At 47.1% G+C, this 26,483-nt stretch carries 18 protein-coding genes and 2 pseudogenes; 10 read left to right on the top strand and 10 right to left on the bottom strand.

Features of this window, described 5'->3' with window-relative positions; translation table 11 throughout:
• Positions 1-56 precede the first annotated feature (56 nt).
• From C7Y71_RS02925 to C7Y71_RS02915, 3 genes and pseudogenes are all read right to left on the bottom strand, one after another.
• Positions 57-2,129, bottom strand: coding sequence for a GEVED domain-containing protein (locus tag C7Y71_RS02925; protein WP_146739439.1), 2,073 nt, complete (start codon positions 2,127-2,129; stop codon positions 57-59).
• A 27-nt stretch (positions 2,130-2,156) separates the two neighbouring features.
• Entirely contained in the window at positions 2,157-4,526 is a 2,370-nt protein-coding gene (locus tag C7Y71_RS11975; RefSeq protein ID WP_226943534.1) for an alpha-L-fucosidase, read from the bottom strand.
• Positions 4,527-4,765: 239 nt separating this feature from the next.
• A pseudogene (locus C7Y71_RS02915) lies at positions 4,766-5,071 on the bottom strand (Lrp/AsnC family transcriptional regulator); the annotation flags it as partial.
• Here C7Y71_RS02915 and C7Y71_RS02910 point away from each other — a divergent pair.
• A pseudogene (locus C7Y71_RS02910) lies at positions 5,072-5,155 on the top strand (hypothetical protein); the annotation flags it as partial.
• A 272-nt stretch (positions 5,156-5,427) separates the two neighbouring features.
• Here the strand turns inward: C7Y71_RS02910 and C7Y71_RS02905 are convergent.
• Entirely contained in the window at positions 5,428-6,945 is a 1,518-nt protein-coding gene (locus C7Y71_RS02905; protein WP_111898648.1) for an OmpP1/FadL family transporter, read from the bottom strand.
• Between the two features lie 304 nt (positions 6,946-7,249).
• Here C7Y71_RS02905 and ffh point away from each other — a divergent pair, with 304 nt between their 5' ends.
• Entirely contained in the window at positions 7,250-8,620 is a 1,371-nt protein-coding gene (gene ffh, locus C7Y71_RS02900; RefSeq protein WP_111898649.1) for a signal recognition particle protein, read from the top strand.
• Between the two features lie 194 nt (positions 8,621-8,814).
• Positions 8,815-9,693 (top strand): bifunctional methylenetetrahydrofolate dehydrogenase/methenyltetrahydrofolate cyclohydrolase FolD, encoded by an 879-nt coding sequence (gene folD, locus C7Y71_RS02895; RefSeq protein WP_111898650.1) that lies wholly within the window; start codon positions 8,815-8,817, stop codon positions 9,691-9,693.
• A 71-nt stretch (positions 9,694-9,764) separates the two neighbouring features.
• Here the strand turns inward: folD and C7Y71_RS02890 are convergent, their stop codons facing one another.
• The 6 genes from C7Y71_RS02890 to C7Y71_RS02865 form a co-directional block, all read right to left on the bottom strand.
• Positions 9,765-10,484 (bottom strand): porin family protein, encoded by a 720-nt coding sequence (locus C7Y71_RS02890; protein WP_111898674.1) that lies wholly within the window; start codon positions 10,482-10,484, stop codon positions 9,765-9,767.
• Between the two features lie 45 nt (positions 10,485-10,529).
• Positions 10,530-12,059, bottom strand: coding sequence for an amino acid ABC transporter substrate-binding protein (locus C7Y71_RS02885; protein WP_146739440.1), 1,530 nt, complete (start codon positions 12,057-12,059; stop codon positions 10,530-10,532).
• 87 nt (positions 12,060-12,146) lie between these two features.
• On the bottom strand, positions 12,147-13,805 hold the full coding sequence (locus tag C7Y71_RS02880; RefSeq protein ID WP_111898652.1) for an alpha-amylase family glycosyl hydrolase: 1,659 nt from the start codon (positions 13,803-13,805) through the stop codon (positions 12,147-12,149).
• Positions 13,806-13,878: 73 nt separating this feature from the next.
• Complete coding sequence (fabD, locus tag C7Y71_RS02875) at positions 13,879-14,778, bottom strand: ACP S-malonyltransferase (protein WP_111898653.1); 900 nt, start codon at positions 14,776-14,778, stop codon at positions 13,879-13,881.
• Between the two features lie 167 nt (positions 14,779-14,945).
• Positions 14,946-15,557: a DUF4468 domain-containing protein gene (locus tag C7Y71_RS02870; protein ID WP_111898654.1), complete on the bottom strand. Its 612-nt coding sequence runs from the start codon at positions 15,555-15,557 to the stop codon at positions 14,946-14,948.
• A 90-nt stretch (positions 15,558-15,647) separates the two neighbouring features.
• Positions 15,648-16,373 carry a LytR/AlgR family response regulator transcription factor gene (locus tag C7Y71_RS02865; protein WP_111898655.1) on the bottom strand — a complete coding sequence of 242 codons (726 nt, stop codon included), beginning with the start codon at positions 16,371-16,373 and terminating at the stop codon, positions 15,648-15,650.
• A gap of 271 nt (positions 16,374-16,644) precedes the next feature.
• Between C7Y71_RS02865 and rplM the strand changes: the two genes are divergently transcribed.
• From rplM to C7Y71_RS02835, 7 genes are all read left to right on the top strand, one after another.
• Positions 16,645-17,106, top strand: coding sequence for a 50S ribosomal protein L13 (gene rplM, locus C7Y71_RS02860; protein ID WP_111898656.1), 462 nt, complete (start codon positions 16,645-16,647; stop codon positions 17,104-17,106).
• 11 nt (positions 17,107-17,117) lie between these two features.
• Positions 17,118-17,504, top strand: coding sequence for a 30S ribosomal protein S9 (gene rpsI, locus C7Y71_RS02855; RefSeq protein WP_111898657.1), 387 nt, complete (start codon positions 17,118-17,120; stop codon positions 17,502-17,504).
• A 160-nt stretch (positions 17,505-17,664) separates the two neighbouring features.
• Positions 17,665-18,561 carry a 30S ribosomal protein S2 gene (gene rpsB, locus C7Y71_RS02850; protein WP_111898658.1) on the top strand — a complete coding sequence of 299 codons (897 nt, stop codon included), beginning with the start codon at positions 17,665-17,667 and terminating at the stop codon, positions 18,559-18,561.
• A 34-nt stretch (positions 18,562-18,595) separates the two neighbouring features.
• Positions 18,596-19,588 carry a translation elongation factor Ts gene (gene tsf, locus C7Y71_RS02845; RefSeq protein ID WP_111898659.1) on the top strand — a complete coding sequence of 331 codons (993 nt, stop codon included), beginning with the start codon at positions 18,596-18,598 and terminating at the stop codon, positions 19,586-19,588.
• A 1,272-nt stretch (positions 19,589-20,860) separates the two neighbouring features.
• Positions 20,861-23,845 carry a leucine-rich repeat domain-containing protein gene (locus C7Y71_RS02840; RefSeq protein ID WP_151908879.1) on the top strand — a complete coding sequence of 995 codons (2,985 nt, stop codon included), beginning with the start codon at positions 20,861-20,863 and terminating at the stop codon, positions 23,843-23,845.
• On the top strand, positions 23,842-24,018 hold the full coding sequence (locus C7Y71_RS11775; protein WP_193215951.1) for a hypothetical protein: 177 nt from the start codon (positions 23,842-23,844) through the stop codon (positions 24,016-24,018). Before C7Y71_RS02840 ends, C7Y71_RS11775 begins: the two co-directional genes overlap by 4 nt.
• A gap of 1,265 nt (positions 24,019-25,283) precedes the next feature.
• Positions 25,284-26,378, top strand: coding sequence for a sensor histidine kinase (locus tag C7Y71_RS02835; protein WP_111899370.1), 1,095 nt, complete (start codon positions 25,284-25,286; stop codon positions 26,376-26,378).
• Positions 26,379-26,483: the final 105 nt, after the last annotated feature.

The raw sequence follows: 26,483 nt of genomic DNA, 5'->3' as shown, positions 1-26,483 counted from the left end.
TCTATGATGTAATAATTTGCGTTACCTACACCGCTATAAGCGGTTTCAGAGTTGCCCTATTTTATTATCAGTTTTTTGCCGTTTACGATATATATACCCTTTGACGGATTCTTTACACGGCGTCCGTCGAGGGAGTAAATATAACCGTCGTTGGCATCGTTGATGGTGGCGTTGGTCAAACCTGTAGGAGTGGCATCCACGAGGTAAACGTCAATTACGGGGGCATTCAGGTTGGCATCAGCTGTTGTGAACCATGTGGAAGTTGTATTCAAGTCGGCAACGGTCAATTCCATAACACCGCTGAGCACTTCCGATTGGTTGCCTTCCGTAACAACCGTCGTACCCCATCCGTTAGATGTTGAAATTTTGTAGCCAGTGATAGCGTAGTCACCTTCCACGCTGATGGTGAATTTGAAGTCGCGCCCCAAGTTGAAGTTGGAGGTGTTAAATCCATTGTTGTGGTCGGCTTTAATGGTCACGACAGGCTCCGCAGCGGATACCCACTCTGAAGCTGCCCATCCTGATCCAGTTCCTACTTCGCTCCCATTTTGGTAAAACGTACCTTCGACATCCTTCTTGTAGGTAACTGTATATGTTGTAGTCGTGGTGTCTGGGTTAGGGGTTTCACCAGGGGTAAAAAGGCCTTCGATTCGTACTTCGCCATCGATGTATGAGGCAGGGATGGTGTACTCATGCGTTTCGCTGTCGAAAGCTGAGGCGGGAACAGTAATAGACTTGTACTGGCGGTTTTCGTGCACATATTCGGGGCCGTCGAGGTTGTAGCCATGAGTAATGACTGCACCCGTGTAGGTAAAGTCAGGAGCAGGCTCCATCTTTATCTTGAATGTCTGTCCGAATGGGATGCGCTTTTCGCTGAGCACGGTGCCGTCATCGGCAAGAACGTCGCCGTTAAGTTGGTTGGCAGAGATGTCCACTTCATCGGCATGTACGTTGAGGAGAACGTCAAGTATTGCTCCGCCATTGTTTACAATCAGGTTGTTGGGATCAGCATTGCCGCCTGAATCATCGCTATTCCAGTCCACCTTCAGACGCATACGGTAGATGCCGAATGGCGTGTCTTCGGGAATCGTGAATGTGGGGCATGTGATGTAGCCGCCCGATACGCTGTTGCCGTTTGCCTGACTCTGTCCGAGACTGTTGTAGCCTTCGAGGTAGGTGTAGCTTACCAACTCGCTACCTGCAGCGGGCTTGTGGTCTTCGATGACGGGCTTGAACTGTCCATCGTTGTCCCAATCGACGTAGGCATAGCCACTCATCCAACCTCCCGTGTACGACATCTTGACACTGACGGTACTGCCAGGACGTGCCGTGATGGTAGCCGTTTCTGTTTGGTTGTTATATACCTTCGTCTTGTTAACGCTGACGTTCTGCGCTGATTCGCCTGAGACGGTGAAGCTTGCGCTATTGAGTGAGCGGTCTGAGCGTGTGGGTTTCTGGTCAACATCGAAGTTCACAGGGTAGAACGATGTCATGACACGGGCTTTGGGGTTGTCATTGACCTCAATGTCGTCGAAGTATGCTATGAAGTCGCTTGTCCGTAGGTGTGGTGAAGCGAGGTCGGGAACGAGGACGAGGCTGTGAATATCCACGTATTCATTAGTGCTGATGGGGAACACGAGGTCTGTCCATGTACCTTCTTTGAGAGATATGGAGGACGTAACCCAAAACTGCTCCGTTTCGGGGCTTTGTCCTTCCCAGTCGCGACGTTTGCCGAGACCTATTACCATGATGTTTGATGTTTCGCCTTGTGGTTTCAGCGCCATGACGTGGACGTAGCGTGTGGCTTTGCCCATGTGCAGTGTGTCGGCAAGGTCAATGCGTGCACCGAACGTGTTGCTACCGAAGCGAGAACGCTGCACGGCAAGCACCTTCGCGCTGGGATTGATTTGTATGCCAAACTCCTCGTTGACGGATGCGTCAGGGTTTTTCGTAACGCCTACATAACGCTCAGGGGATGCTATTGCTCCTGTACGGAATGGCGATTGCTCCCATGTATCGTAAACCCCAAGACTGCTATATCCTTTCGCCGTCTCAAAGTCTATGGTCTGTGCTGAGGCAGGCAGCGCAACGGCAAGGGCTGCCATAGCTATATATTTTGTTAATTTCATAATTCAGAAAATATTATGTTTGTGGGGTTAGAAAACAGAGAGTGTATGAAGCGTCGGGCAACCTCTTGCATCGTTGATGGTGATGCGGAGGTATTTTGCCTTCACAGCCGTATAAGAAGATGTGCTTCCGCCAAGTGGAACGATGCGCTTGTAGCCGATGGTCGTTGTCGATCCAGAGGCGCGCTTTGTCCATGTGTCGCCGTCGAGGCTTGTCTCTATGGTGAAGCTTTTCACGCGCTGACCTAATTTGATGTATTCCATCAGCATGACATAGTACAGTGACTGTTCCTCATCCCATTCCAGCGTGATGCTGGCTGAGAGGGTGTTGTCGTCCGTTGCCCAGTAGGTGTCTTTGTTGTCGTCCGTTACGTTGTCAATGCTGTAATTGCGCGATGCTCCTGCAGTACGTGTGGTCGATGCCGTGATGCTCTTGGCAGTCTTGGCTTTGTCGTTCGTTAGACGGTTGTTGATGAGTGTGCCGAGTTGTTGAAGAACTGTCACGTCGGCAGAGGGCAATTCGCCGTTTTGGTCTGGTGGGAAGTTGAGGATGAGGGTGGCGTTGCGGCCTACTGTCTCAAGGTAAATCTTGAAGAGGGTATTTGCCGTCTTTGGACTCTCACCGCTATGCCAGAACCATCCCTTGTCAGTGGCTTTGGCATCGCTCTCGCCAGCCTTCCATTTCCAAGCGTTCATGTTTCCACTCTCGCCTGAGCCCATAGACCAGTTCGTTTCTCCTGCCCATCCAGCTTCATTGCCAATCCAGCGAGCTTCGTCGCCCACACCCCACATCACGCAGTTTGGTGCGATGGCGTGCACGGTGTCGCGCAGGTTAGGGATGTCGTAGTATGTAGCAGCATTGGGGATGGTGCGTGTTTTGTTGGCGCCGCCGTAGTAACCTGCGTGGTCACCACCTGTAGCACCGTCGAACCACATCTCAAATTGGTCGCTACCGTATTGTGCCAACTCAAGGCACTGTGGGAGGAATACCTTGTTTACGTAGTCGCTCGTGCCATCGCCCCAGTATTTGCTATTGAGGTCCCACGGCGATACGTAGAAGCCATACTTCATGCCAAGTTCGCGAGCGGCAGAAGCAAAAGCTTCTGGGATGTTCGTGTTGCGTCCGTTTTCGTTTCCAGCATTCACAACACTGTGCGTCGTCGTTGCCGTTGGCCAGAGGCAGAAGCCGTCGTGGTGTTTCACTACGGCGATACCGCCCTTCATTCCTGCTGCCTTAACAGCAGTGAGCCACTGCTTGGGGTTGGGCAACTTTTTAGGAGCAAACTGAGATTCGGCCTCTCCGCCATTTCCCCACTCAGAGTTTGTGAAGGTGTTCATGCCGAAGTGGAAGAATGCGTAGAACTCCGTCTCCTGCCAGAGCAACTGACGTTGGCTCGGAACGGGATGTACAGGTGCGGGCTCGTTGTCGGCGCTGTTGTAAGCATCGGTAACGGGCACGAAAATGTCATCCACACGAGAATCGTAGCAGTCCACTGTAATGGTGGAGTTGTTTACGCTTACAAAGTAGGTCATGTAGCTATACTCATCGGGGAACGTGACGATGACGTCCTCTGCTGTCACTGTGCTCGAGCAGCTTACGTTGCTTGAGCCTTCTTCGATGCTTTCGCCTTTAATGGTCATTGTCATGCCTGGTACAACACCGTTTACGACGAGTGAATAATCGTAGGTGCTTTCAGCATAAACCACAGTGAGTTCGGCATCCGCTCCGTTCACGGTGACGCTCGAGGCACCCTGTGGAGTCTTTCCTGCGATTGTCGGGGCTTCGATTGTCGTTCCGTCAATGACGTAGTAGGTTTGAGAATTTAGGCTTTCGCTATTCGTATCTACGCAGTTCAAGGTAACCTTGTAGATGGCACCGTAAATGGCGTAGGTTGTCCATGAACCAGCTCCCCCGTTGTACTTCACTGCGTTGGCATTATAGTGAAGTGTGGAGTCTGTCGGATCCTCGAAGCTGATGCTCTGTGCGCCCGTGACAATCTTCGTCGGGTCATTGGGGTCGCGATTTACAAGGCGGAAGTCCGAACCTTCACTTTCAAATGAGGTGCTCTCCGCTGATGTGCTGACGTAAAGGCCGTCACTGGCACGCTTCACTTTGTAGCAGCCCTCTGTGGTGCTTTCTTCAAGATAGAACAGCGCCGTTTCGTCAAGAGTGCCGTTATGAACAGTAGTGAACCTCATCCAATGGTCGCATCGAGGCTGTGTGTCGGTAGCCGTGTTGCTCGTGGCAACAAAGCCGAAACGCTTGCCAGTGCCTGCCAGCGCCTTGAACTGTTCCAAAGTAAGTGGCTCGCCATAGCCCTCCAAAGCGCTGGCGGTCTGTGCCCAACCCACCGTGCTTATGCACAGCAGGACGAGAAGAGTAAGGGTTTTCTTCATCATTCTTACATTCTAAGTTTAATAGCCCATTTGCAGAATAAAACCAGTGCGTATTTTTACTCTGCCTATAGACTTGTTGTTAATGTGGTTGATGTATTGTATAGCTTTTTGCGCACTGAATAACTATTGACAAGGAGTCAATGTACAAACTGCAAAAAAAAAAAAAAAGTTCAATTGAAGAAAAAAAACTTCAATAAAGTGCGTTTTTATGTGGGATAATTAACAATCCGAGCTCACGTTAATTAGAAATTGATGCCATGTTTGTTCTTCACTTCGTTCATAACGAAAGTGCTCTCAATGGAACTTACAGAGTCGATGTTGCCCAATTTGGTAAGTATGAATTCTTGATATTGCTTCATGTCGCGAACACCGATTTTTAATAGATAGTCGTATGTGCCACTCGTGTTGTAGCACTCAATGACCTCTGGAAAGAAGTTGATTTGGCGCACGAATGCCTCTGCTATCTCTCGGTTTATTTGCTTGAGTTTTACATTACAAAACACCAGGAGTTTTTGATTCAACTTCTCTGGATCTAACACCGCAACATACCATCAACTATACGCTTATCAATAGGCACCGAACATATAGATGACATTATTGATGACCTTACCCAAGCATTAGAGAAAATTTAAGAAAAATAACGTGAGTTTGTAGCGTCCTGCAAGCCTTAGCGAAATCGCCGCGCGAAGCGTTGGCATAATTTGCGAATTTTTCGAGTGTAGCGTCCTGCAAAGCTTCGCGCAATTAGCGTAATTCTTGCAGTAGCAAGCGAGCAGAGCTCGAGCGCGCGTTCAAAAAAGAATGTAAATGAGAATCCTTAAAGTGGGCTTATTATAAAAAAACAAATCCGCAATGCTTTTTTATCGGCACTGCGGATAGATTTTTATGTAATATTTCTTATGAATCAGAACTTGATATTCACACCCACACCAATCACGTCGTTCGTACGGTCGAACAGGTCGTTGCCGGAGAAATCGACATTCTGGAAGGTGGTGTTAACCTTGTCAATCTGCTCGGGAGTGAGGGCTCCTGATGCAGCCACTCTCTGAACAATGCCGTTGTACATAGCGCCTACACCATTGTAGTCTTCCTGATTCTTGCGAGTGCTGTAATAGAATGTCTTGAAGTATGACACGTTGAGGTCAACCTTTTCAGAGAGTTTCACCTTTACGCCGGCACCAAGGCTGTAGGAGCTTGTTGTGAAACTCATGTCGCTGATGTAATCTTTTTTCTTGCCAAGACCATAGTTGGTCATCTGTCCGCCCACACTGGCTGTCAGACGGTCTGTGAGGTCGTATTCCAAACCACCGAGCAACTCCCAGGTATTAGCATCGAGCTTATCTTGCTTATGGTTGTGTTGATGAGCGTTGTCGTCAAAATAGTAGTGGTAGCCCAAACCTACACGGAATTTGTCTGTGGCTTTGTATTGCGCACCGATACCGAAGAATGCGGGCATGTCGCCGGCAACCTTCTTGCCGTCCTGAAACTCTTCAAGATTGCTCATCATGCTTGAAGCTTCAGTTGAGGAACGGTTCTTCAGACGAAGACGTGCCTTTGCCTCATAGCGAAGACCAACGTTCCATCTGCCGTTGTTGTAGTTCACACCGATAATCGGAGAAAAGCCCCAACCGCTCTGGTCGCAGTTCACATTGACATCGCCCACGAGTGCCGCCATGGAATTCATGCCTACAGCATTGAACAAATTGGCGGCGGGTACTGTCGTGCCGGCAGGTATGGTGCCTGCTGCGGTGGGCATGTCAACAGCAGTGGTCAGAGATATGTTGCGAACATAGCCATAATAGTTACACGAAGCATAAATCAAACGGCCGCCGAGACTCACCGACAGATGGTCGTCAACTTTGTAACCCAAACCAATCTGACCGCCAAAATAGTACTGCTTGCCACGCATGAATGACTCGGCAGAGTAGCCCGAAACAATGTCCATCGGCGCCAAGGCATTAACCACACCGGGAAGCATCGAAACAACACTCTCGAAGGAGCCGAGCCCATTGTCAAACTCACATTTGCCGCCACCGCCAATCACACCGAAGTGGAATGAGCCGAACCAACGATCCTTGACGTAGGCAATGTCGAAACTTGGAATGATAGGAGCAGTTGACTTGCCTTCGAATTTCTTTAGCGACATTCCGTTATTTCCTGCACCATAGCGGAAAGGTTCGTAGAACGATTGAATCGTACGGGTCTGTAATGCCGTCTGGTTATTCACGGCAATGTGCCAACCTGGAGTAAGGAAACCAATTCCTGCGGGGTTGTATAAAGCACCTTCAACCGTAATCACACCTTCCATAGCCGGAAAGCGAAGGAAATGCGCACCATGATTCGTGTTGGTCAGGAAACCGCCGGCATTCATAGTCATTGTAGCAAATGCACACAAAGCGGAGAGAAGTAGTTTTTTCTTCATAATTGTATGAGTTTGTTCAATTTTTCTTTTCTGATTCTTTTTCCAGTTCTAAAACGCCGCAAAATTACAATTATTTTTGCACACTTAATTCTGTAAGTGTGCAATTTTTTTAACTTTGTTAATTTTGTTATTTTAATAGGCTATAATGCAAAGTCGAAGTGACGATTTGATGGTATTATTGGTCAAATAATAAGCCAAATCGAGTTTTTTAGCTCCCGCAGGTCAAAAACTCATCGAACACAACACCCTTTCTAAGCAAAATTTTGTAATTTTGCGACCAATTATAAAATAAGGTGTAATTGATATGTTTGAAAGTTTAAGCGAAAGACTCGAAAGATCGTTCAAAATACTCAAGGGTGAAGGAAAAATCACGGAAGTGAACGTGGCAGATGCCCTTAAGGACGTAAGAAAAGCGCTCATTGCAGCCGACGTCAACTATAAAGTGGCAAAAACCTTCATCGACTCCGTCAAGCAGAAGGCAATGGGTATGAACGTGCTCACTGCCGTCAGACCCAAGGAAATGATGATAAAGGTGGTGCACGACGAACTCGCCATACTCATGGGAGGCGAAGCGCAGCCCATCAACCTGCAAGGACGTCCGGCAATCATTCTCATGTCAGGTCTGCAGGGCTCGGGTAAAACCACCATGTCGGGCAAACTGGCGTATATGCTGAAAAAGGATAAGAAGCAACATAAGCCTCTCCTCGTGGCGTGCGACGTGTACAGACCTGCCGCCATCGACCAACTCAAAGTGCTCGGAGACCAACTCGAAGTACCTGTTTATAGCGAAGAAGGCAACAAGAACCCTGTGGAAATAGCACTAAACGCGGTGCAGCACGCTAAGGCGAAAGGAAACGACATCGTCATCGTCGATACCGCAGGACGACTCGCTGTGGATGAGGAGATGATGGACGAAATAGAAAACCTCAAAAAGTCGCTCAACCCTTCGGAAACCCTCTTTGTGGTAGACGCCATGACGGGACAGGACGCTGTCAACACAGCCAAGGAATTCAATGAACGCATTGACTTTGATGGCGTGGTACTCACAAAACTCGATGGCGACACGCGTGGCGGTGCAGCCCTCTCTATAAGGACAGTGGTGGACAAACCCATCAAATTCGTCGGAATAGGAGAAAAAATGGATGCACTCAACGTGTTCCACCCGCAGCGCATGGCAGACCGCATCCTCGGAATGGGCGACGTGGTCAGCCTCGTGGAACGCGCACAGCAAGCAATAGACGAAAAAGAGGCAGAAGAACTCGAGAGAAAACTCAGAAAAAATAAATTCGACTTCGAAGACTTCCTCAATCAAATTCAGACCATCAAGAAGATGGGTAACATCAAGGATCTCGTATCAATGATTCCTGGGGTGGGAAAGGCTGTCAAGGATGTGGACATTGACGACAATGCTTTCAAGAGCGTGGAGGCAATCATCCGCTCAATGACGCCGAAAGAACGCAAAGAACCATCACTCCTTGCCAACCAAAGCAGAAAAATCAGAATAGCAAAAGGTAGCGGAACAACCATTCAGGAAGTAAACCGGCTCATCAAGCAGTTCGACGACATGAGAAAGATGATGAAGCAGATGAATGCCATGGATAAAAAAGGCATGATGGGAAAAATGAAAGCCATGAGGCAGATGCAGCAAATGCAGCAGAACGGTCCGAAAATCTAAGATAACCCCCAAAGCGAAGTAAAGGACTTAACCCATCTGCATGGTAGTCCCGTAGGGACGAAACAGTATAGGCAGGGGTGAAATGGAGCGAAGCGAAATGAAACCCCTGTAAACTGACAATTTATAAACGAACCCCGTAGGGGTGCCACAAAATTTTCATCGACCAACTGACAAATATAAAAACCAACCACACCATGACCATTATCGACGGAAAAGCCACCGCAGCAAAAATAAAGGAAGAAATAGCACAGAGAGTAAAGGACATCGTAGCTGCAGGAGGCAAGCGCCCACACCTTGCAGCGGTGCTCGTGGGGCACGACGGAGGTAGCGAAACATACGTCAGGAACAAAGTGCTCGCTTGCCAGGCATGCGGATTTGAAAGCACACTCGTCAGATATGAAGACGACATCACAGAGGAAGAACTCCTCCAGTGTGTGGAAAAACTCAATAACGACAAGGACGTTGATGGATTCATCGTGCAACTGCCATTGCCAAAACACATCAACGAACAGAAAATCATCGAGGCCATCGACTACAAAAAAGACGTTGACGGCTTCCATCCCATCAACGTAGGGCGTATGGCAATAGGTCTGCCGTGCTACATTTCTGCCACACCAAAAGGCATTCTTGAACTACTGCGCCGTTACAATGTGGAAACAAGCGGAAAAAAATGCGCCATTCTCGGACGCTCAAACATCGTAGGCAAACCTATGGCGCAACTCATGATGCAAAAGCAATACGGCGACGCAACGGTCGTAGTGCTACATTCGCACAGTCAGAACCTCAAGGAAGAATGCCGCCAAGCCGACATCGTCATAGCAGCCATCGGCAGTCCGGAATTTGTAACAGCCGACATGGTAAAGCCAGGAGCCGTGGTCATCGATGTAGGCACCACGCGGGTGCCCGACGCATCACGAAAGAGCGGATTTCGCCTCTCCGGTGATGTGAAGTTTGACGAAGTGTCAAAAATATGCAACGCCATAACCCCTGTTCCGGGTGGAGTAGGGCCCATGACCATCTGCATGCTCATGCTCAACACCCTCGCTGCAGGCGAGAGAAAATACTATCCATAAGAAGTACAAGGAAGATAAACAAAAAAATCCCAAATCGGCGCTTTGACTGATTTGGGATTTTTCGTAGTTTTTTACTTGATATCAATCAGATAGGATATCTTGGCACTGATGGTCTGGTGATTCGACTTCGAGAATACGTCCTTCTTGGCACTGGCAAAGATGTCCGCCAAACCATAGTAGTAGCGCCCTTCAATCGAGAAACGCCCGATTTTAGTGTTGACGTCAATGCCCAAGCCTCCTGTTATGCCATAGTCTAATTTGTGGTCAATGTCCATGTCGTATTGTACAGAAAGCATGTTGGGGCGGTCGGGCAGACCATCGGCAGTTACAGTCCAGACCTCGCTGCGTTTTGATGTCTCGCCAAAGCAATAACCCAGTTGCGGACCTGCCATAATGCTGAACATCACACCATTGTTCTCGCGCCCCCAACTCAAGCGAGCAAGCATGGGAAGTTGTATGTAGTCGAGATAACGGCTGTATTCGTCAGGCAGTTCTTCTGAATTATGGTCCAGCACATGCTCAGTCCAGCCGAGGCGAGTATAGTTCAACTCCAACTGCAGGGCGCAGAGCGTCTTGAAGTATTTTTCGCAAGTATAGCGCATCGTCACGCCGAAAGTAGGGCCGATGTGCGAATTCTGCTTGATGTGAGGGTCAAAAGAAATCGTGTTGAACGTCATGCCGCCATTAGCGCCGAGCGACAACGTATTGCGGTATTCCCCGACTTGGGAAAATGCCGTAACGCACACCAGGAAAAACAGGAAGACTGCCGAAAACTTGATTTTATTTAGCATGGATAATGACATGTTGACCGATTGCCTGAACATACGTCGGAAAAACTATCTTGAAGAAATGCGTTCTATTGTGTTGTCTGTCCTGAAATGCATGAACCAGACGTTGCCGTTCACGTAGCCACCGTCTTTGTTCGCCGACTGGAACTTCAGCAGACTCTGTAAGTATGCTTCGCTGCTGACCTGTGTGGTGAACGACTTGCCATAGTTGAAGTAGTTCGACATCGTCTGAAGCCCCACGTCATAGCCGAGCAGACCATAGCGGGGATAGAAATTCAGCATAGGGGCACCATAGCGCTTCTTGTATGCCTCCATCTTCGAGGTGGTGGAAGCATCGTAGGGGTTGTAGTAGAACGAAGCGAACACGTAGGCATCGGCAGCGCACAGACGGTGAACGTAGGTCTCCTGGAATTTCTCCCACTCAGGATAACCGAAGAGCACAGTCTTTATCTTAGGCATTTCGCTGCGCAGACGTTCCAGACGCGTCAGTGTCTCTTTCAGCGTGCCTTCGCTCTTGTCCGTAGGAATGAGCACCAGTTCTCTCTTGCCCGATGCTATGGACAGTATGTCATTGTTGGAGAAACCCATCGGTAACTCGCTGTATTGGTCCTGCCGCAAGTTCGATTTCATGGCTGCAACAAAGTCGTCCTGAGTCTGCGAAGTCCTCAGAAATACAACGTGCGAGCCCGGGAAATGTTTCTTGAACAGCGTGCAGGCATTGGTGTTCTGCACCTTCGCAGGGGTGTTGACAATGTACATGTTCCTGCAACTGTTCACCGATTCCACCTTCGAGGAGAAGGGTACAATCGCCTTGATGCCCGTCCGGTTGGTGAATACACCCATAGTGGCAAAATGACTGGGATAGAGCGGACCGTAGATGATGTCCACACCATTCTTTTCTATCTGCCCCAAAATGGACAGGACGTCGCCGTCCGAACTCTCTTCGTAGGGATATATCGTAATGGTCTTGCCGCGCTGTTTCATCGTTTCTGCAGCCATCAACAGACCGCGGTAGAACTCGGCGCAACGACCCACTTCGGGCTTGTCGCCTGACATAGGCATCACGATAGCAATTTTAATCTCTTTGGATTTGCCTTGGGACGATGCAACGGCTTTTTGCTCGGGCTTCGAAGAAGCCGAAGGGCGAGCAGAAGATTTATTACGGGAAGGTATGTTGAGTGTGCTGCCTGCACGCAAAACGTAGTCGCTGTTATTCATTTCCGGATTGGCGGAAATAAGTTCGCTGATGGTAAGACCATATTTGTGAGAGATACCCCAGATGGTCTCACCTTCCATAACCTCATGCTGACCGCCTTCCTTCGCCACTTGCGTAGAATTACGCGCTTCGGTGGGAATCTTGATGGTCTGCCCGGCCTTCAGGTTCTCAGGCTGAAGACCCGGGTTGACGCTGATAATCTTCTCGATAGTCGTGCCGTGTTGTCTGGATATGCCGTATAAAGTCTCGTGTTCCTGAACCCTGTACTGTATTACTCCGCTCTGAGCAAGAACAGGGACTATCCCCACAGCCAAGAACAGTATTACAAGACAGGAACCGAGTAGCGTGCGAACATTTTTCATGATATTACCTTTAACTTTTCCGTTGGCGAAGTTAAGAAAAACTATCGGAAACACCAAAGGGCAAATGCCTTTTTCAATTGAATTTAACTAAAACTCCAACACAACCCCGCTCTGCGCCGGAACAGTTATCTCTGTTATCCCGTAGCGCTTAAGTGTAATTTGTACGTCTGTGTCAGTAAGCAGATCTTTTGCCGTGTATTTGCCTTCCTTCATTTTCAGGAAATCGAAGGCGTGGGCAGGAATCGTCAGACGCGTCTGGTGCTCTTTCTCGTCGAAATTCACTACCACAAGCAGTGTCTCGCTGCCATGACGCCTGATGAAAGCAAATAGGTGATGATAGTCGAAAACGCACGTGTCGCCATAGTTGGCATACATCAGGTCGTAATTCTCGCCCTGCGTCACGATGTCTCGTCCGCTCATGCTGACAATGCGTTCGTAGGTGTCATAGAGCGCGCGTTCGGATTTTGTGAAACTCTTCTTCCCTTTACACAACTTTCGGAGTGAATCGACACACCAATAGTCAAAAATAGTGGTTCTGCCGTCGCGGCCGCTGAAGCCTTCTGCGTCCATGCCGCGCTCGCCGAGTTCCTGGCCGGCATAGAGCATCACCGGAGCGCGGTCGAGTAGGGCACAGACGATGAAAGCAGGAAAGCCTGCCTGTGCAGTGCCCGAGAAAAAGTCGGAGGCAATGCGCTGCTCGTCGTGGTTCTCAAGGAAGTTGAGCATGTGAGAGCGGATGTCGTCCACCTTTTGCCATTCGCTGGTAATGGCAGATGCTGAAGCCTCATGGCGCATTACGGCACGGAGAGTGTCGTAAAGCCCTACCTTATTATATAAATAGTCGAAACCGCCATAATGGATGTAGTTCCTATATTGATTGGGATCGTAAACTTCTGCCACGAATTCGATGTGCGGATACTGCTCTTTTACTGCAGCCGTGGCATAATGCCAGAAGTCAACAGGCACCATCTCTGCCATGTCGCAGCGGAAAGCATCTATGCCCTTACCACACCAGAATAGCAGGATGTCGGTCATCTTCTTCCATGTGTTGGGAATGGGGTTGAAGTGATGCACACGTCCACCAACATAGTCCACACCATAGTTCAGTTTTATGGTTTCGTACCAGTCGTTGCGGTCGGGCCAGGCATCGAAGCGGTCGTTGCCTGTAGCCTTGGCAGGCGACTCCATGTAGTCAGCGCCAGGGCAGAAATTATCGCAATGCAGACGCTCGTTTGGAATATAATAGAAATTATTGTCAGCACTGAAAGCACGGGTCATGTCGTCATCGGCACCCAAATCGGCAACACCTGCAGGGTGAGCGTCGCTGTGGTACTGACGTGCCACGTGGTTAGGAACGAAGTCGATAATCACTTTCAGACCGGCTTGGTGTGTGCGTGCAACAAGATTTTCAAACTCTGCCATCCGCTGCGCAGGGTCAGTGGCAAGGTCGGGGTCGATGTCGTAGTAGTCCTTGATGGCGTATGGAGAGCCTGCAGTGCCTTTTACCACTGCCGGATGGTCCGTCGCAATGCCGTAACGGCTGTAGTCTGTCTTTGTGGCATGCTCCAGAAGACCTGTGTACCAAACGTGGCTGTAGCCGAACGACTTGATGCGGCGTAGCACCTGCGGCGTAATACTGTCCATCTTGCCGCAGCCATTGTCTTCAATGCTACCCGAAGGGGTGTTCTTGCCGCCTATATTGCCAAACAGGCGTGGGAGCAACTGATATATCGCGTGTATGCTCATATAAATAAAAAATGAGTGTCCAGAGAAGGATAATACTACGTTCCGAACACTCGTATGTTGGTTAATAATGTGCTTATTCGCCTATGCCTCTGATGCTGATGTCGGCATTGCCTTTGCAAATCTTGGCAATCATGCCTTGAAGAGCCTTGCCCGGACCGCATTCAATGAAATCTGTGGCACCGGCAGCAACCATGGCATTCACTTCTTTCGTCCAGCGGACAGGAGAAGTTAACTGCTGGATGAGGTTGGCTTTGATTTCTTCTGCGTCAGTATGAGCCTCACCGTCAACGTTCTGATAAACAGGACAGCGGGGAGCACTGAATGTGGTGGCAGCAATGGCGGCTTCAAGTTCTTCCTTGGCAGGCTGCATCATGGGTGAGTGGAAACCACCGCTCACGTTCAAAATCAAGGCACGCTTGGCACCCGCTTCTTTCAGCATGGTGCAGGCAGTGTTCACGGCATCCACGGTGCCGCTGATAACGAGTTGTCCGGGGCAGTTGTAGTTGGCAGGAACAACAATCTCGTCGCCGTTGCTCACCTCGCTGCAGATGCCTTCTATCACATCGTCGTCGAGCGCTATGATGGCAGCCATCGTCGAGGGACGCAACTCGCAAGCCTTCTGCATAGCCTTTGCGCGGGCAGAAACCAACATCAGGCCGCTCTCAAAACTCAGGCAACCTGCTGCCGTGAGCGCAGAAAGTTCACCAAGAGAATGACCTGCCACCATGTCGGGGGTGAAATCGTCGCCAAGACAAAGTGCGTTAATTACACTGTGGAGGAACACTGCCGGCTGGGTAACCTTTGTCTGCTTGAGTTCTTCGTCAGTGCCGTCGAACATGATGTCCGTGATGTCGAAACCGAGAATGTCGTTTGCTGAATCAAAGTATTGGCGGGCAATAGGGTGCTTCTCATAAAGGTCTTTGCCCATGCCCACAAACTGGGCACCTTGGCCAGGGAATACGAATGCTTTCATTTATTATCTTTTATTATTTTTATTTTCAATTAGCCTGCGAAAATACAAATTTTATACTAATTGGAAGCAATTTGTCAAAATATATTTATGCGACGGTAAAAAAAAAGGAAAACGCATTTACATACGTCCTCCTGATCTAAATTTGTTATAAAGTGTAACATTAACTGTTAGTAACTCTCGCGGATTTCTACCTTCTTGTCAGCACCGACAGCCTGAGCCACACCAAGGAATATCTCGTCCTTACGGTCGATGGTGTAGCGGCGGAACTTGCCTGCAATGCGGGTCAGTTTTGTCTTTGACTTGTTCAGTGCTTCGCTGTCCACAATCCACTTTTCTGCCGGCATCTCCTGTTCGGGAATGCCTGCGGCTGTGGCTTCATCGTAGAGGTAGTGCAGACGGCGCATCTCAACACTGAACTTGCCGTCGGCTATCTGATACACCAGTTGGTAGAAGAAGCGGGTGCTGTGAGTAACAAGTGCGGAGCGGCGGAAGTAAAGCGTCTCTTCAATGCTGGCTGCAATGATGCCTTCTTCTTCGTCCAATGCCGTGAAGCGCGACTGGGGCAGGTGGTTGTCGCCTTCAACAATCTGGCTCAGCGTGTAGTCGCGAATGGCTGCAAAAATCTCTGCCTTCGACTTGCCTGTTGCAGTGAAGTCTTTCTTGAATGTTACAAAACCATTCTCTACCGGCACAGCGCCCGCCAGGTATTTGGCTTCGTTGTTCTGGCCAAAGAGGCACAATGGAAGCACCATACTTAATATAAGGAGAACTCTTTTCATAATCTTTTCTTTATTTTTATAGTTACTTTCAAACGCGAAGTTAAACTATTATCTGAAAATACGGAAACAAATAAATCTAAAAAATGTGAATCAGCGACCCAGAGTGCGCTGCTCTATGTATTCATGTACCTGAGCGCGATGAGTATCGGAAATAGGAATATATTTGTCGCCGAACACTATCTGGCCGCGCTCCATCACGTTGACCTTCTCCATGTTTACTATATACGACCTGTGAGTACGCAGAAACTTGGGGTGGGGAAGGTAACTCTCTATCGTGTGCATCGAAGTAAGGGACAGAATAGGACTGCGGCTCGTGTCGAGATATATCTTCACGTAGTCTTTCAGGCCTTCAACATAAGTTATGTCCTTGAAGAAAATACGCACCAGTTTGTAGTCGCTCTTCACAAACATGGAGTCCACCTGATTGTCTTCCTCGTGAACCGCTGCTTCACCATGTCCGTCAAGCCATTTCAGCGCCTTGTTTGCTGCCGCTAAGAAATCAGTGTAACTGATAGGCTTCAGCAGGTAGTCCAAAGCCTGGACACGATAACCGTCGAGCGCGTATTTGTCGAAGGCAGTGGTGAACACTATCTTCGTCTCGTCCGGCAGTAGTTTGGAAAACTCCAGACCACTCAGGTTGGGCATCTGTATGTCAACAAACACCAGGTCAACAGGACTTTCCTTTATTTCGCCCAGAGCCTCTATGGCACTCGAATATTTCCCGCGCAACTCAAGAAAGGGCGTGCGCGATACGTAACTCTCAAGCAACTCAAGTGCTAAAGGCTCATCGTCTATTATTGCACATCTGATAGTCATAACTCATATTCTTTTTTCTCAAAACTAATGTAAAAGCATACAAAAATAAGAAAATCTTTTGAAAATACAAACAAAAAGAAAAACTTTGCAAAATGTCTTTGCAGGTTTTGAAAAATGTCGTAATTTTGCACGCCGATTATTATCAAGGCGCCGTAAAAGTCGCCTTAACTGCGTGTAAATAGCGGCAGCCATTGGCCGGCTGCAGTGGTTTGGGAATCGCAGGAAAAGTATTTTAATTAGTAGTAACAAAACAAAAAAAAGTAAAAAGAAAGTGGACACTTTAAGTTACAAGACCATTTCTGCAAACAAAGAGACAGCCAACAAAGAGTGGGTGGTAGTAGATGCTACCGACCAGGTGCTCGGCCGTCTTTGCACAAAGGTTGCCAAATTGCTCCGCGGTAAGTACAAACCAAACTTCACACCGCACGTAGATTGTGGCGACAACGTTATCATCCTCAATGCCGAAAAAATCAAAATCACCGGCAAGAAGATGACAGACAGAGTTTATTACAGCTATACAGGCTATCCCGGCGGACAGCGCGAAACAACACCTGCGCAAATCCTCGCAAAGAAGAACGGAGCAGAAATCCTCCTCCGTCGTGTTGTGAAAGGCATGTTGCCCAAGAACCGCCTCGGCGCCAAGTTGCTCTCCAACCTCTATGTATATGAAGGTGGCGAACACAAGCACGAAGCACAAAGCCCAAAAGCAATTGACATCAACCTACTTAAATAATCGCAGCAGCAATGGAAATGATTAATGCATTAGGTCGCCGCAAAAGCGCCATCGCTCGCATCTTCGTAACTGAAGGTACTGGCAAAATTACAATAAACAAAAGAGACCTTGCTGAATACTTCCCTTCACCCATCCTGCAGTATGTGGTAAAGCAACCCCTTACGCTGCTCGATGCCGCTGAAAAGTATGACATCAAGGTGAACCTCACAGGTGGTGGCTACACAGGACAATCACAAGCCCTGCGCCTCGCCATTGCACGTGCACTCGTAAAAATCAATGCTGAAGACAAAAAGGCGCTCCGCGCTGAAGGTTTCATGACACGCGACCCGCGCGAAGTGGAACGCAAAAAGCCGGGACGTCCAAAGGCACGCCGCCGCTTCCAGTTCAGCAAGCGTTAATGCACGGCAGAACAACGAGAGTTTAGCATCTAAACCCTTAGGATTCTATCACAGGAAAGACTACCAAAGGGCTGGTTGACTAATAAAGGAGACAGTCGAAAAATAAAACCAACGACTGTCGGCAACTAAAAAGAAAGTAAACAAACAAAAAATCAAACAAATGTCAAGAACAAACTTTGACCAACTCCTCGAGGCAGGCTGCCACTTCGGCCACCTCAAACGCAAATGGAACCCTGCCATGGCACCATACATCTACATGGAGCGCAATGGCATACATATCATCGACCTCCACAAGACAGTCGTGAAAATTGACGAGGCTGCAGATGCACTCAAGCAAATCGCTAAGTCAGGAAAACGCATCCTCTTCGTTGCTACTAAGAAACAAGCCAAGCAAATCGTTGCTGACAAGGCTACATCGGTAAACATGCCTTACGTTACGGAACGCTGGCCGGGCGGTATGCTCACCAACTTCCCAACTATTCGCAAGGCTGTCAAGAAAATGGCCAATATCGACAAAATGACTGCCGACGGAACATTCTCCAACCTCTCAAAGCGCGAAATTCTCCAGATTTCACGCCAACGTGCTAAGTTGGAAAAGAACCTCGGTTCTATCGCTGACCTCAACCGCCTCCCCGCTGCTCTCTTCGTCATCGACGTGATGAAAGAGCACATCGCAGTAAAAGAGGCTAACCGTCTCGGCATACCCGTCTTCGGCATCGTAGACACAAACTCTAACCCAAGCAACGTTGACTTCGTAATACCAGCCAACGACGACGCAAGCAGCAGCATTGAAACAATACTCGACGCTTGCTGTGCAGCAATCGTGGAAGGACAGGAAGAGCGTAAGGCTGAAAAGGCTGACGAGGCTGCTGCAGCATCTCAGAATGAAGAAGATGCAGCACCGGCACGCGCATCACGCCGCCGCTCAACACGTGCAAGAGTAGAAAAGGCTGAAGCAGCTCCTGCTCCCGAAGTTCCCGCAGCAGAGGAAAAAACTGCTCCTGCAACTGAAGAAGCACCTGCAGCAGAACCTACTGAAGCACCCGCCGAAGCATAAACTTTTATAAAACAATTCTAACAACGAACAACAAATGGCAGTATCAATAGAAGATATCAAGAAATTGCGCGCACTGACCAATGCCGGACTCTCCGACTGCAAGAAGGCACTCATGGAGGCTGATGGAGATTTCGACAAGGCGAACGAACTTATTCGCGAACGCGGACTCGCCATCGCTGCTAAGCGTAGCGACCGTGAAGCAAGCGAAGGATGCGTGCTCTGCAAAATCGACGGCAACTTCGGTGCTATCGTAGCGCTCAAGTGCGAGACAGACTTCGTTGCACAGAATGCTGACTTCGTGGCACTCACACAGCAGATTCTCGATGCAGCAGTTGCCGCAAAATGCACTAACGTGGAAGAAGTAAGAAACCTCGTTATCAACGGCGAAACGGTTTCCGAACTCGTTACGGCAAGAAGTGGTGTAACCGGAGAAAAAATGCAGCTCGACGACTATCTCACCATCACAGGTGAAAGCCTCTCAATGTATAACCATCAGGGCAGGAACCAACTCTGCACCATCGTAGCACTCAATATGCCGGTGGCTGAAGAGTACGGACACAGCGTGGCTATGCAGGTAGCAGCCATGAAACCTATCGCAGTAACAGAGGCAGAAGTACCAGAAGAAGTTAAGGCACAGGAACTCAAAGAGGCAATTGCTAAGACAAAAGATCAGCAGATTGAAAAGGCTGTTGAAGCAGCACTCAAGAAGGCAGGATTCAACCTCTACATCGCAGAGAGCGAAGAACACCTCGAAGAAGGTATCCGCAAGGGTAGCATCACGGCTGAGCAAGCCGACGAAATCCGCGAACTCAAGGCACGTGTGGCTGAAGAAAAAGCCAACAACCTCCCCGAGCAGATGATTCAGAACATCGCTAACGGACGTATGGCAAAGTTCTTCCGCGAGAACTGTCTCGACCAGCAGGCTTACATCATGGATGGAAACATCACCGTGGCAGAATACCTAAAGCAGGCTGATAAAGAATGTAAGGCTACAGCCTTCCTTCGTTTCACGCTCCGCGCAGAATAAGAAAACGATTTTAATAATCATACCTACCAAAAGAGAGGATTTAGGTCCTCTCTTTTTTATTGCACCTACACCGGAACACAGCGAAAATTATATGGATAATTCTATGGGAATGAGTGGAGATGTAAAAAAACAATTATTGGTGTCCGGTAAAAGTTTTATGGACATAGTCATAAGCCTTTCTGTTTGGGTGTTTTATGGGTGGTGTAATCTATGGGGGCTTACTCTTTGACTTTGTTGCGTCCGTTTTAGTGCTCTGAATAAGGCTGAAAGCCTTACTGCTCATAGCCCAAGGCAACGCCTTGGGTATATGGACGTATGAGTATTTGCGTCCTGAAAGGACAAAAGCCATATTATTAAATAAATGCTAATCTCGTTTCTGCTTTTGCACTTACAGTGCGCCATTGCCATTGACCTTATCCCCCAGGGCGTTGCCCTGGGCTATGGGCTTTACGGACTTTCAGCCCGTTTTAGCGGACAACAATAAAAAACAATCTTGTGTAATTTGTGTCGCTCGAGCATGCTCGCTTGCCAAAGCAAGAATTTGTGGTTTTATAAAACTCCAGTCGCGAAGCAAATTGTGTAATTGGTGGTTATGCAAGAAAACCTGTGTATAATTCGTTGTTTCTTCAAAAAATGTCTAAAAAAATTGTTTGTTTTGAAAAGTAACTGTAATTTTGCAGCTTGAAATCCAAAATTTAACAAAATAGTTACAAAAAGACTTAAAAAACAAACAGTAAAACAAATCAAAGGATTTAAGAGAATTCAGAATAATTATTAACTAAAAAAATACGAGAGCCACAAGGTTTACGAGAGCTGCAAGACGAAGCCGCTGCACATTCTAGAAAACTGCACCATGCGTCAACGACTTGAACAGACATCTTACAACCCCCGCAGATACTTATGACCCGCGCAAATTACATCCACCAGACCGCTGCGCCACAGTTGTGCGCACAAAGGCTTCAAAATCAAGACACTTTTGAAGTTTCCGGCGTTTATTTTGAACCGGTAAGGTCAAAATTTACCCCCCCCCCAATTTACACAACTCGCTGATTATCAGCGATATAAAAACGCCTGCAAGGTTGCATTCTCTGCTACCCTTGCCGCCACGCCGTTCTCTGTTGTTCCGCAAGGGATTAGAGAACGCTGTTTGTATGTGGTAAAAGCATCATAACGCTTAATAATTTGCAGGAATTCGGAGTAATCAAACTGCTCCGACAGCCATAACTGCGCGAAAAAAAATAGAAGAAATTAACAAATAAAAAATAAAGCAATATGAAAAAAATCATTACTCTATTAATGCTTTCAGCATTATTCTTTGTGCCGAAACGTGTGCAAGCCGTGCAATGGGAGGTCTCAGACGGCACGCAGTACCGCATCAATCCCAACAACCCAAGTGACCCCAACGACTCCGTCCGTATTCCTGCAGGAACGAAGTTTGTGCGCATTATGTGTGGCCTTAAAAGGGATAGATATTCAAACTATGAGCAAGTAGTAATTTTAGAAAATGAACCTTACGTCAATGCTTGGAGCAGTGATGAACATGTTTTTACTATGTATGCTTCTCTTTCAGGTACTATAAAAGACATTAATACTTATACTGGTTATTCTTATGGTCCTTATGATTTTGGTGACCCGAATTTGACTCCTTTATATAACAGATTAATAATTATACCAAACTTTGATAATGATGCTCTCCGCTTGAGACTTGCAGAGAGGATTTATGGCTATAATTATCTGCGCATCACGTACGGTGGTAGTATGAGAACAGCACTCAGTTGTTCTTCGAGAATAAGAATTTCGAGTTACGGACGTAATAGAGAACATGAGTATTTTAGTACGCTGGATGCAGTTACTTTGCAGCAAAGAATCAGGTATTTGTACAAGATTGTTCTTACTGAGGACGAAGTATTGAACACCAAAACACTCAATTTTGATCCTCAGGAATATGGAATTTCATCAAGTTACGTTGGTATCCGCAATATACGCGGACTTGAAATATTTCAGAATTTAGAAGAACTCATATTAGCAAACAACAGACATTTTGCTATGATGTATTATTATTATACAGACAACGATCATGGAACTGCTTCTTTTTATCCGGATTTTACCCCTTTTTCCAAACTCAAGGTTTTGGATTTGTCAGGAATCAATGGTTCATTTGATAACAATTATTATAGAGAAACCTATGTTCACTTTAGACCTACAGAAATGCCTACTTTGCCATCATCATTGGAATATTTGTATTTAAGAAATTCCAATGTTGTTCAAACTTTACTGTTGAATGGCACAGGCAACCCGAATTTAAAGGAAATAGATGCCACAGGCAGTCGTACGTTAGAGACTCTTGAAGCGAAAGGCTGTCCGGAGTTGGATGCCGTGCTTGTAACGAACTGTTCGAATTTGAGAGTCTTAAATTGCGATAGTGGCAATCTCACAGAACTTGACCTTACGGGATGTTCGCTTCTTAGAGAACTATATTGTAACGATAATATGTTGGAGACCCTGACATTCGACTCGAATACGAGTTATTCACGTCTAGAACGTGTAGAATGTCAAAATAACAACCTCACGTCGCTTTCGTACAACAGCACCAACAATATCCGGTCTCTCAATTATCTTGATTGCTCAAAAAATATCATTACTAATCTGGAACTGCCTTACGCAAACGAACTTAAGCAACTCTACTGCTGGAACAACAAAATTCCGTCGCTCGACCTTTCCGCAAGCACGAACCTGTGGCGTCTGCGTATGTCGAACAACAAGGTAAAGTCATTGGATTTGACCAATAACAGGAAGTTAAAGGAAATCTATGCCAACAACAATCTCCTGACCACGCTTGACTGCTCAAACCTGACCTATTTGCAGGAAGCCCAACTCTCGCGCAACAAGATGACAAATCTTGACATGTCGGGATGTTCAAGCGTTAAGAAATTGCTCTGCAACGCGCAAGGTGGTGACAACGTCCGTCTGCTCGACACACTCAATCTCACAGGCTGTACTGCTCTTACAACCCTCGAATGTCAGAACAATGCCTTGACATCCTTGAATTTGAGCACTTGCACAAGACTTACGCCCAGCGGCGTGAAAGCCTATATGCAGCGTGCCGTAAAGGACGTAAAAGTGTTCGACCGCAACAAAGTCTGCATCGAACTGCCCAATGGTGTAACACCAGCGATAACAGACAATAGCACAATCAGCAATGCCGATATGGACAACTACTTCGGCACATGGACCGGCAGTGGTTTCGACAAGACACGCAATAAAGTCATCAAGCGCGGCGGCAAGACCTATCTGGTACTGCACGACATCAGCGACGATGCCCGCGGCGGCGCACAGACCAAGGCGGATGTGGATTTCTACGGCAAACAAATGAAATACCAATACGCGCTCTTCGGCGATAACTGGGATGAAACACTCGGCGGCAGCCTTGCCAATGGCAAGAAGACGGATAACGTAACGGTAACAATCTACCCCTACGTGATGTACGTGAACCCTCTGAGCAAGGACATCCACTCGGAAGAGGTTACACAGCAAGGAAAAGAACCCTTCTACTCCGGCACCATCTACCTGGACTATGACGCCATAGTACCTGCCGGTGCCACGGCATACATCGCCAAGAAAATAAACATCAATAAGGAACTGATCTACAGCACGGCAGGCGGCGGTCATGAGAAGGTAACAGCCGACCAACTGCAGTTGGTTCCCCTCGTGGCAGGCGAAGGTGCTTCAGAGGTAGTCATCCCTGCCTACACGCCGGTATATGTAAAGAGCGACACAGAATTCGGTCTCTTCTCTTTCGACCGCAACAATCACGGCGGTATAGAGCAAGCCTTGGGCTATGCACAGGATGGCAGCCACTTGACAAAGGACAATATCCTCAGAGGTGTACTCACAGACTCTGCCATCACTAAATACAGTGTGCTTTCTCTCGGTCGCGGTCGCCCCAAAGGCAGTGATGACAATGGCTATACCACTGAGTCGCGCATAGGCTTCTGGCCCTTCAGCGGCACGACAATCCCTGCCCACCGTGTGTTCATTCCGATAGGTGAACTTGAAAACGCGGGTGTAAACAACAATAGCCCGGGTCTGCTCTTCTCATTCATTAACGACATCGACGAAAACACGACGACCGGCATCCGTTCCGCAGTGATAAACAATAACGAAGGCTGGTACACCATCAATGGTGTCCGTCTGAACGGTCGTCCCACAGAAAAAGGTATTTACATTCATAATGGCAGAAAGGAGGTAATCCGATGAAAAAACGTGTATATCAACGTCCGTCAATGCGTATCATTCCTATACTTCCGGGCGAACCATTGATGAATTTCAGTGTTGACACAGGCGACTTCTTCAGTCGTAAGAAAGAACTCGACACAGCAGATTGGCAAGAGGAAGATGAAACACCCAACCGCTTCGGCTATTGGGACTGACAACAGGAAAGTCCTTTCACAGGAAACGAGTATTTCTCATAAATGACAATTACTATATAAATATTTTTTAGAGTTATGTTTTTTTCCGGGAATTATTCAGAGGATTCCCGTCAGGAAGAACGGCGCTGTGAAGCGCTGTTCTTTTTGAGTTGAAAGCGGACAGTCAGAACCAATAATCAGATATTAAAGAAATCGCCTAAAAGCGAGAAATCCTGCAAATCTTTTCAAATCATACAAAATAATCGTTTGAAAATCAACTTGTTAGATTTGGGCAGATCTGTGTGATTTCTGCGCGACAGCGCACTCCGTTCGTTTGGATACAAGTAGCGCCCTGCGGGCAGAAATTAAATATAATAGATTCAAAATTATAGAACACCCCATTAAAGAAATCGCCTAAAGGCGAGAAATCCTGCAAATCTTTTCAAATCATACAAATATAATCGTATGAAAATCAACTTGTTAGATTTGGGCAGATTTGTGTGATTTCTGCGCGACAGCGCACTCCGTTCGTTTGGATACAAGTAGTGCCCTGCGGGCAGAAATTAAATATAATAGATTCAAAATTATAGAACACCCCATTAAAGAAATCGCCTAAAGGCGAGAAATCCTGCAAATCTTTTCAAATCATACAAAATAATTGTTTGAAAATCAACTTGTTAGATTTGGGCAGATTTGTGTGATTTCTGCGCGACAGCGCACTCCGTTTGTTTGCATACAAGTAGTGCCCTGCGGGCAGAAATTAAATATAATAGATTCAAAATTATAGAACACCCCATTAAAGAAATCGCCTAAAGGCGAGAAATCCTGCAAATCTTTTCAAATCATACAAAATAATCGTTTGAAAATCAACTTGTTAGATTTGGGCAGATTTGTGTGATTTCTGCGCGACAGCGCACTCCGTTCGTTTGGATACAAGTAGTGCCCTGCGGGCAGAAATTAAATATAATAGATTCAAAATCTTAGAAAATCATGGAAATACATGGTAATTCGTGTAGAAAACCATCGGCAATCCACGTCCTTTGCGTTCTAAAACAACGATGTAAACGGGGTTTGATGCTGTTTTCTTAAAAATTTTACCGGACACCAATAATTCTCATTACTCCGTCCTAAAAAAGTCATTTATCGATTCAAAATGCCATTTTGAACGATACATTTGTGTGTTTATACACACAATGGAACATTTTGTCTATTCTATGCCGTAAAAAATGTAATTTATGTACAACGAAAACAAAGTTTTTGTACTTTTGCAATAAATAAAGCAAGAAATGTCTGGATTTGCATTTATATTACGCCGTAGATCTACAACGATTATACATGTCGCTGTATGGCTCTATATCTTTCTCTCGCCAGTAATATTCAAGCCCAACGACAGGCCCTTCGACCTGATTCATGATGCAGGACAGTTCATACTTCCTTTCTTCTGGTTCATCGTATTTTATGCGAATTATTTCTGGTTGGTGCCCCACTATTTCCAAAAGAAAAAATACGTCAGGTTTGCGCTTTTTACAATTCTCATGCTCTCAATCCTGCTGATGGTGGAGCCGCTCTTGGAGTTGTCTTTTCCGGAACTGTTCTCTCCGCCGCCACCACCCATAGAGGGCAGGCATGTCCATACCTATACTGAAAGCAACACGTTGTCAGTGCTGAAAATACTGATGCATGATTCCATCATGTACGTCCTTTCTGCATTAGCAGCCACATACGCGCGTGTAGCAAGAAAGTGGCAGGACGTGGAGCAAGACTTGCATATAGCAAAATTGCAGATGACAGAGGCGGAAATAAAGAATCTCAAGTACCAGATCAATCCACACTTCCTTCTCAATGTACTCAACAATATATATGCTCTCGTAGCCATTGATCAGGAGAAGGCGCAAGCCGCCATTGTGCAACTGAGCAAAATGATGAGGTATCTCCTTTCTAATTTTGAGACCCCCACCATACCGCTGAACCATGAGATGGAGTTTATCGAAACTTATGTCAATCTCATGCGTATCAGAATCACGAAAAACGTGGACCTGAAGTTTAATGTGGACGTACCCGCAGATAACAGTATGGAAATAGCGCCCATGATTCTCATTTCGCTCGTCGAAAACGCATTTAAGCATGGCATTAGTTCTGTGGAGGATAGTTTTATACATATTAACATTAAAGCGCGACACAATAAATTGCACATCACTTGCAGCAACAGCAATTTCCCAAAAACAGGCGACGACAAGACTCCTAATGGTGTAGGACTCAAACTCATGGTCAGACGATTAGAACTGTCTTATCCTGACAACTTCGCCTATCAGACGAATATCTCTGAGGACGGAAAAGTATTCACTACGACTATAGACATCAATCTTATAAAAATAGAATAAGTCTGTTTGAATACTATTTTTACTTATAGAGAAGAGCCGCGACCCATACCGACAGACTGTCGATATGGGTCTTTAAATGTCTCAGAACGCCTGAAAATGTATAAA

It is taken from the genome of Pseudoprevotella muciniphila, assembly GCF_003265305.2.
In the GTDB taxonomy this organism is placed as follows: domain Bacteria; phylum Bacteroidota; class Bacteroidia; order Bacteroidales; family Bacteroidaceae; genus Alloprevotella; species Alloprevotella muciniphila.
Note: the sequence above shows the minus strand (reverse complement) of the source record. Positions and strands in the feature narration are given on the sequence as shown.

What these genes read in the sequence shown, in the direction of transcription:
- C7Y71_RS02890 (WP_111898674.1), bottom strand. Translation starts at nt 10,484, where the DNA reads ATGCTAAATAAAATCAAGTTTTCGGCAGTCTTCCTGTTTTTCCTGGTG.
- folD (WP_111898650.1), top strand. Translation starts at nt 8,815, where the DNA reads ATGACCATTATCGACGGAAAAGCCACCGCAGCAAAAATAAAGGAAGAA.
- C7Y71_RS02865 (WP_111898655.1), bottom strand. Translation starts at nt 16,373, where the DNA reads ATGACTATCAGATGTGCAATAATAGACGATGAGCCTTTAGCACTTGAG.
- C7Y71_RS11975 (WP_226943534.1), bottom strand. Translation starts at nt 4,526, where the DNA reads ATGATGAAGAAAACCCTTACTCTTCTCGTCCTGCTGTGCATAAGCACG.
- C7Y71_RS02870 (WP_111898654.1), bottom strand. Translation starts at nt 15,557, where the DNA reads ATGAAAAGAGTTCTCCTTATATTAAGTATGGTGCTTCCATTGTGCCTC.
- C7Y71_RS11775 (WP_193215951.1), top strand. Translation starts at nt 23,842, where the DNA reads ATGAAAAAACGTGTATATCAACGTCCGTCAATGCGTATCATTCCTATA.
- rpsI (WP_111898657.1), top strand. Translation starts at nt 17,118, where the DNA reads ATGGAAATGATTAATGCATTAGGTCGCCGCAAAAGCGCCATCGCTCGC.
- C7Y71_RS02880 (WP_111898652.1), bottom strand. Translation starts at nt 13,805, where the DNA reads ATGAGCATACACGCGATATATCAGTTGCTCCCACGCCTGTTTGGCAAT.
- C7Y71_RS02840 (WP_151908879.1), top strand. Translation starts at nt 20,861, where the DNA reads ATGAAAAAAATCATTACTCTATTAATGCTTTCAGCATTATTCTTTGTG.
- C7Y71_RS02925 (WP_146739439.1), bottom strand. Translation starts at nt 2,129, where the DNA reads ATGAAATTAACAAAATATATAGCTATGGCAGCCCTTGCCGTTGCGCTG.
- ffh (WP_111898649.1), top strand. Translation starts at nt 7,250, where the DNA reads ATGTTTGAAAGTTTAAGCGAAAGACTCGAAAGATCGTTCAAAATACTC.
- C7Y71_RS02835 (WP_111899370.1), top strand. Translation starts at nt 25,284, where the DNA reads ATGTCTGGATTTGCATTTATATTACGCCGTAGATCTACAACGATTATA.
- C7Y71_RS02905 (WP_111898648.1), bottom strand. Translation starts at nt 6,945, where the DNA reads ATGAAGAAAAAACTACTTCTCTCCGCTTTGTGTGCATTTGCTACAATG.
- fabD (WP_111898653.1), bottom strand. Translation starts at nt 14,778, where the DNA reads ATGAAAGCATTCGTATTCCCTGGCCAAGGTGCCCAGTTTGTGGGCATG.
- tsf (WP_111898659.1), top strand. Translation starts at nt 18,596, where the DNA reads ATGGCAGTATCAATAGAAGATATCAAGAAATTGCGCGCACTGACCAAT.
- rpsB (WP_111898658.1), top strand. Translation starts at nt 17,665, where the DNA reads ATGTCAAGAACAAACTTTGACCAACTCCTCGAGGCAGGCTGCCACTTC.
- C7Y71_RS02885 (WP_146739440.1), bottom strand. Translation starts at nt 12,059, where the DNA reads ATGAAAAATGTTCGCACGCTACTCGGTTCCTGTCTTGTAATACTGTTC.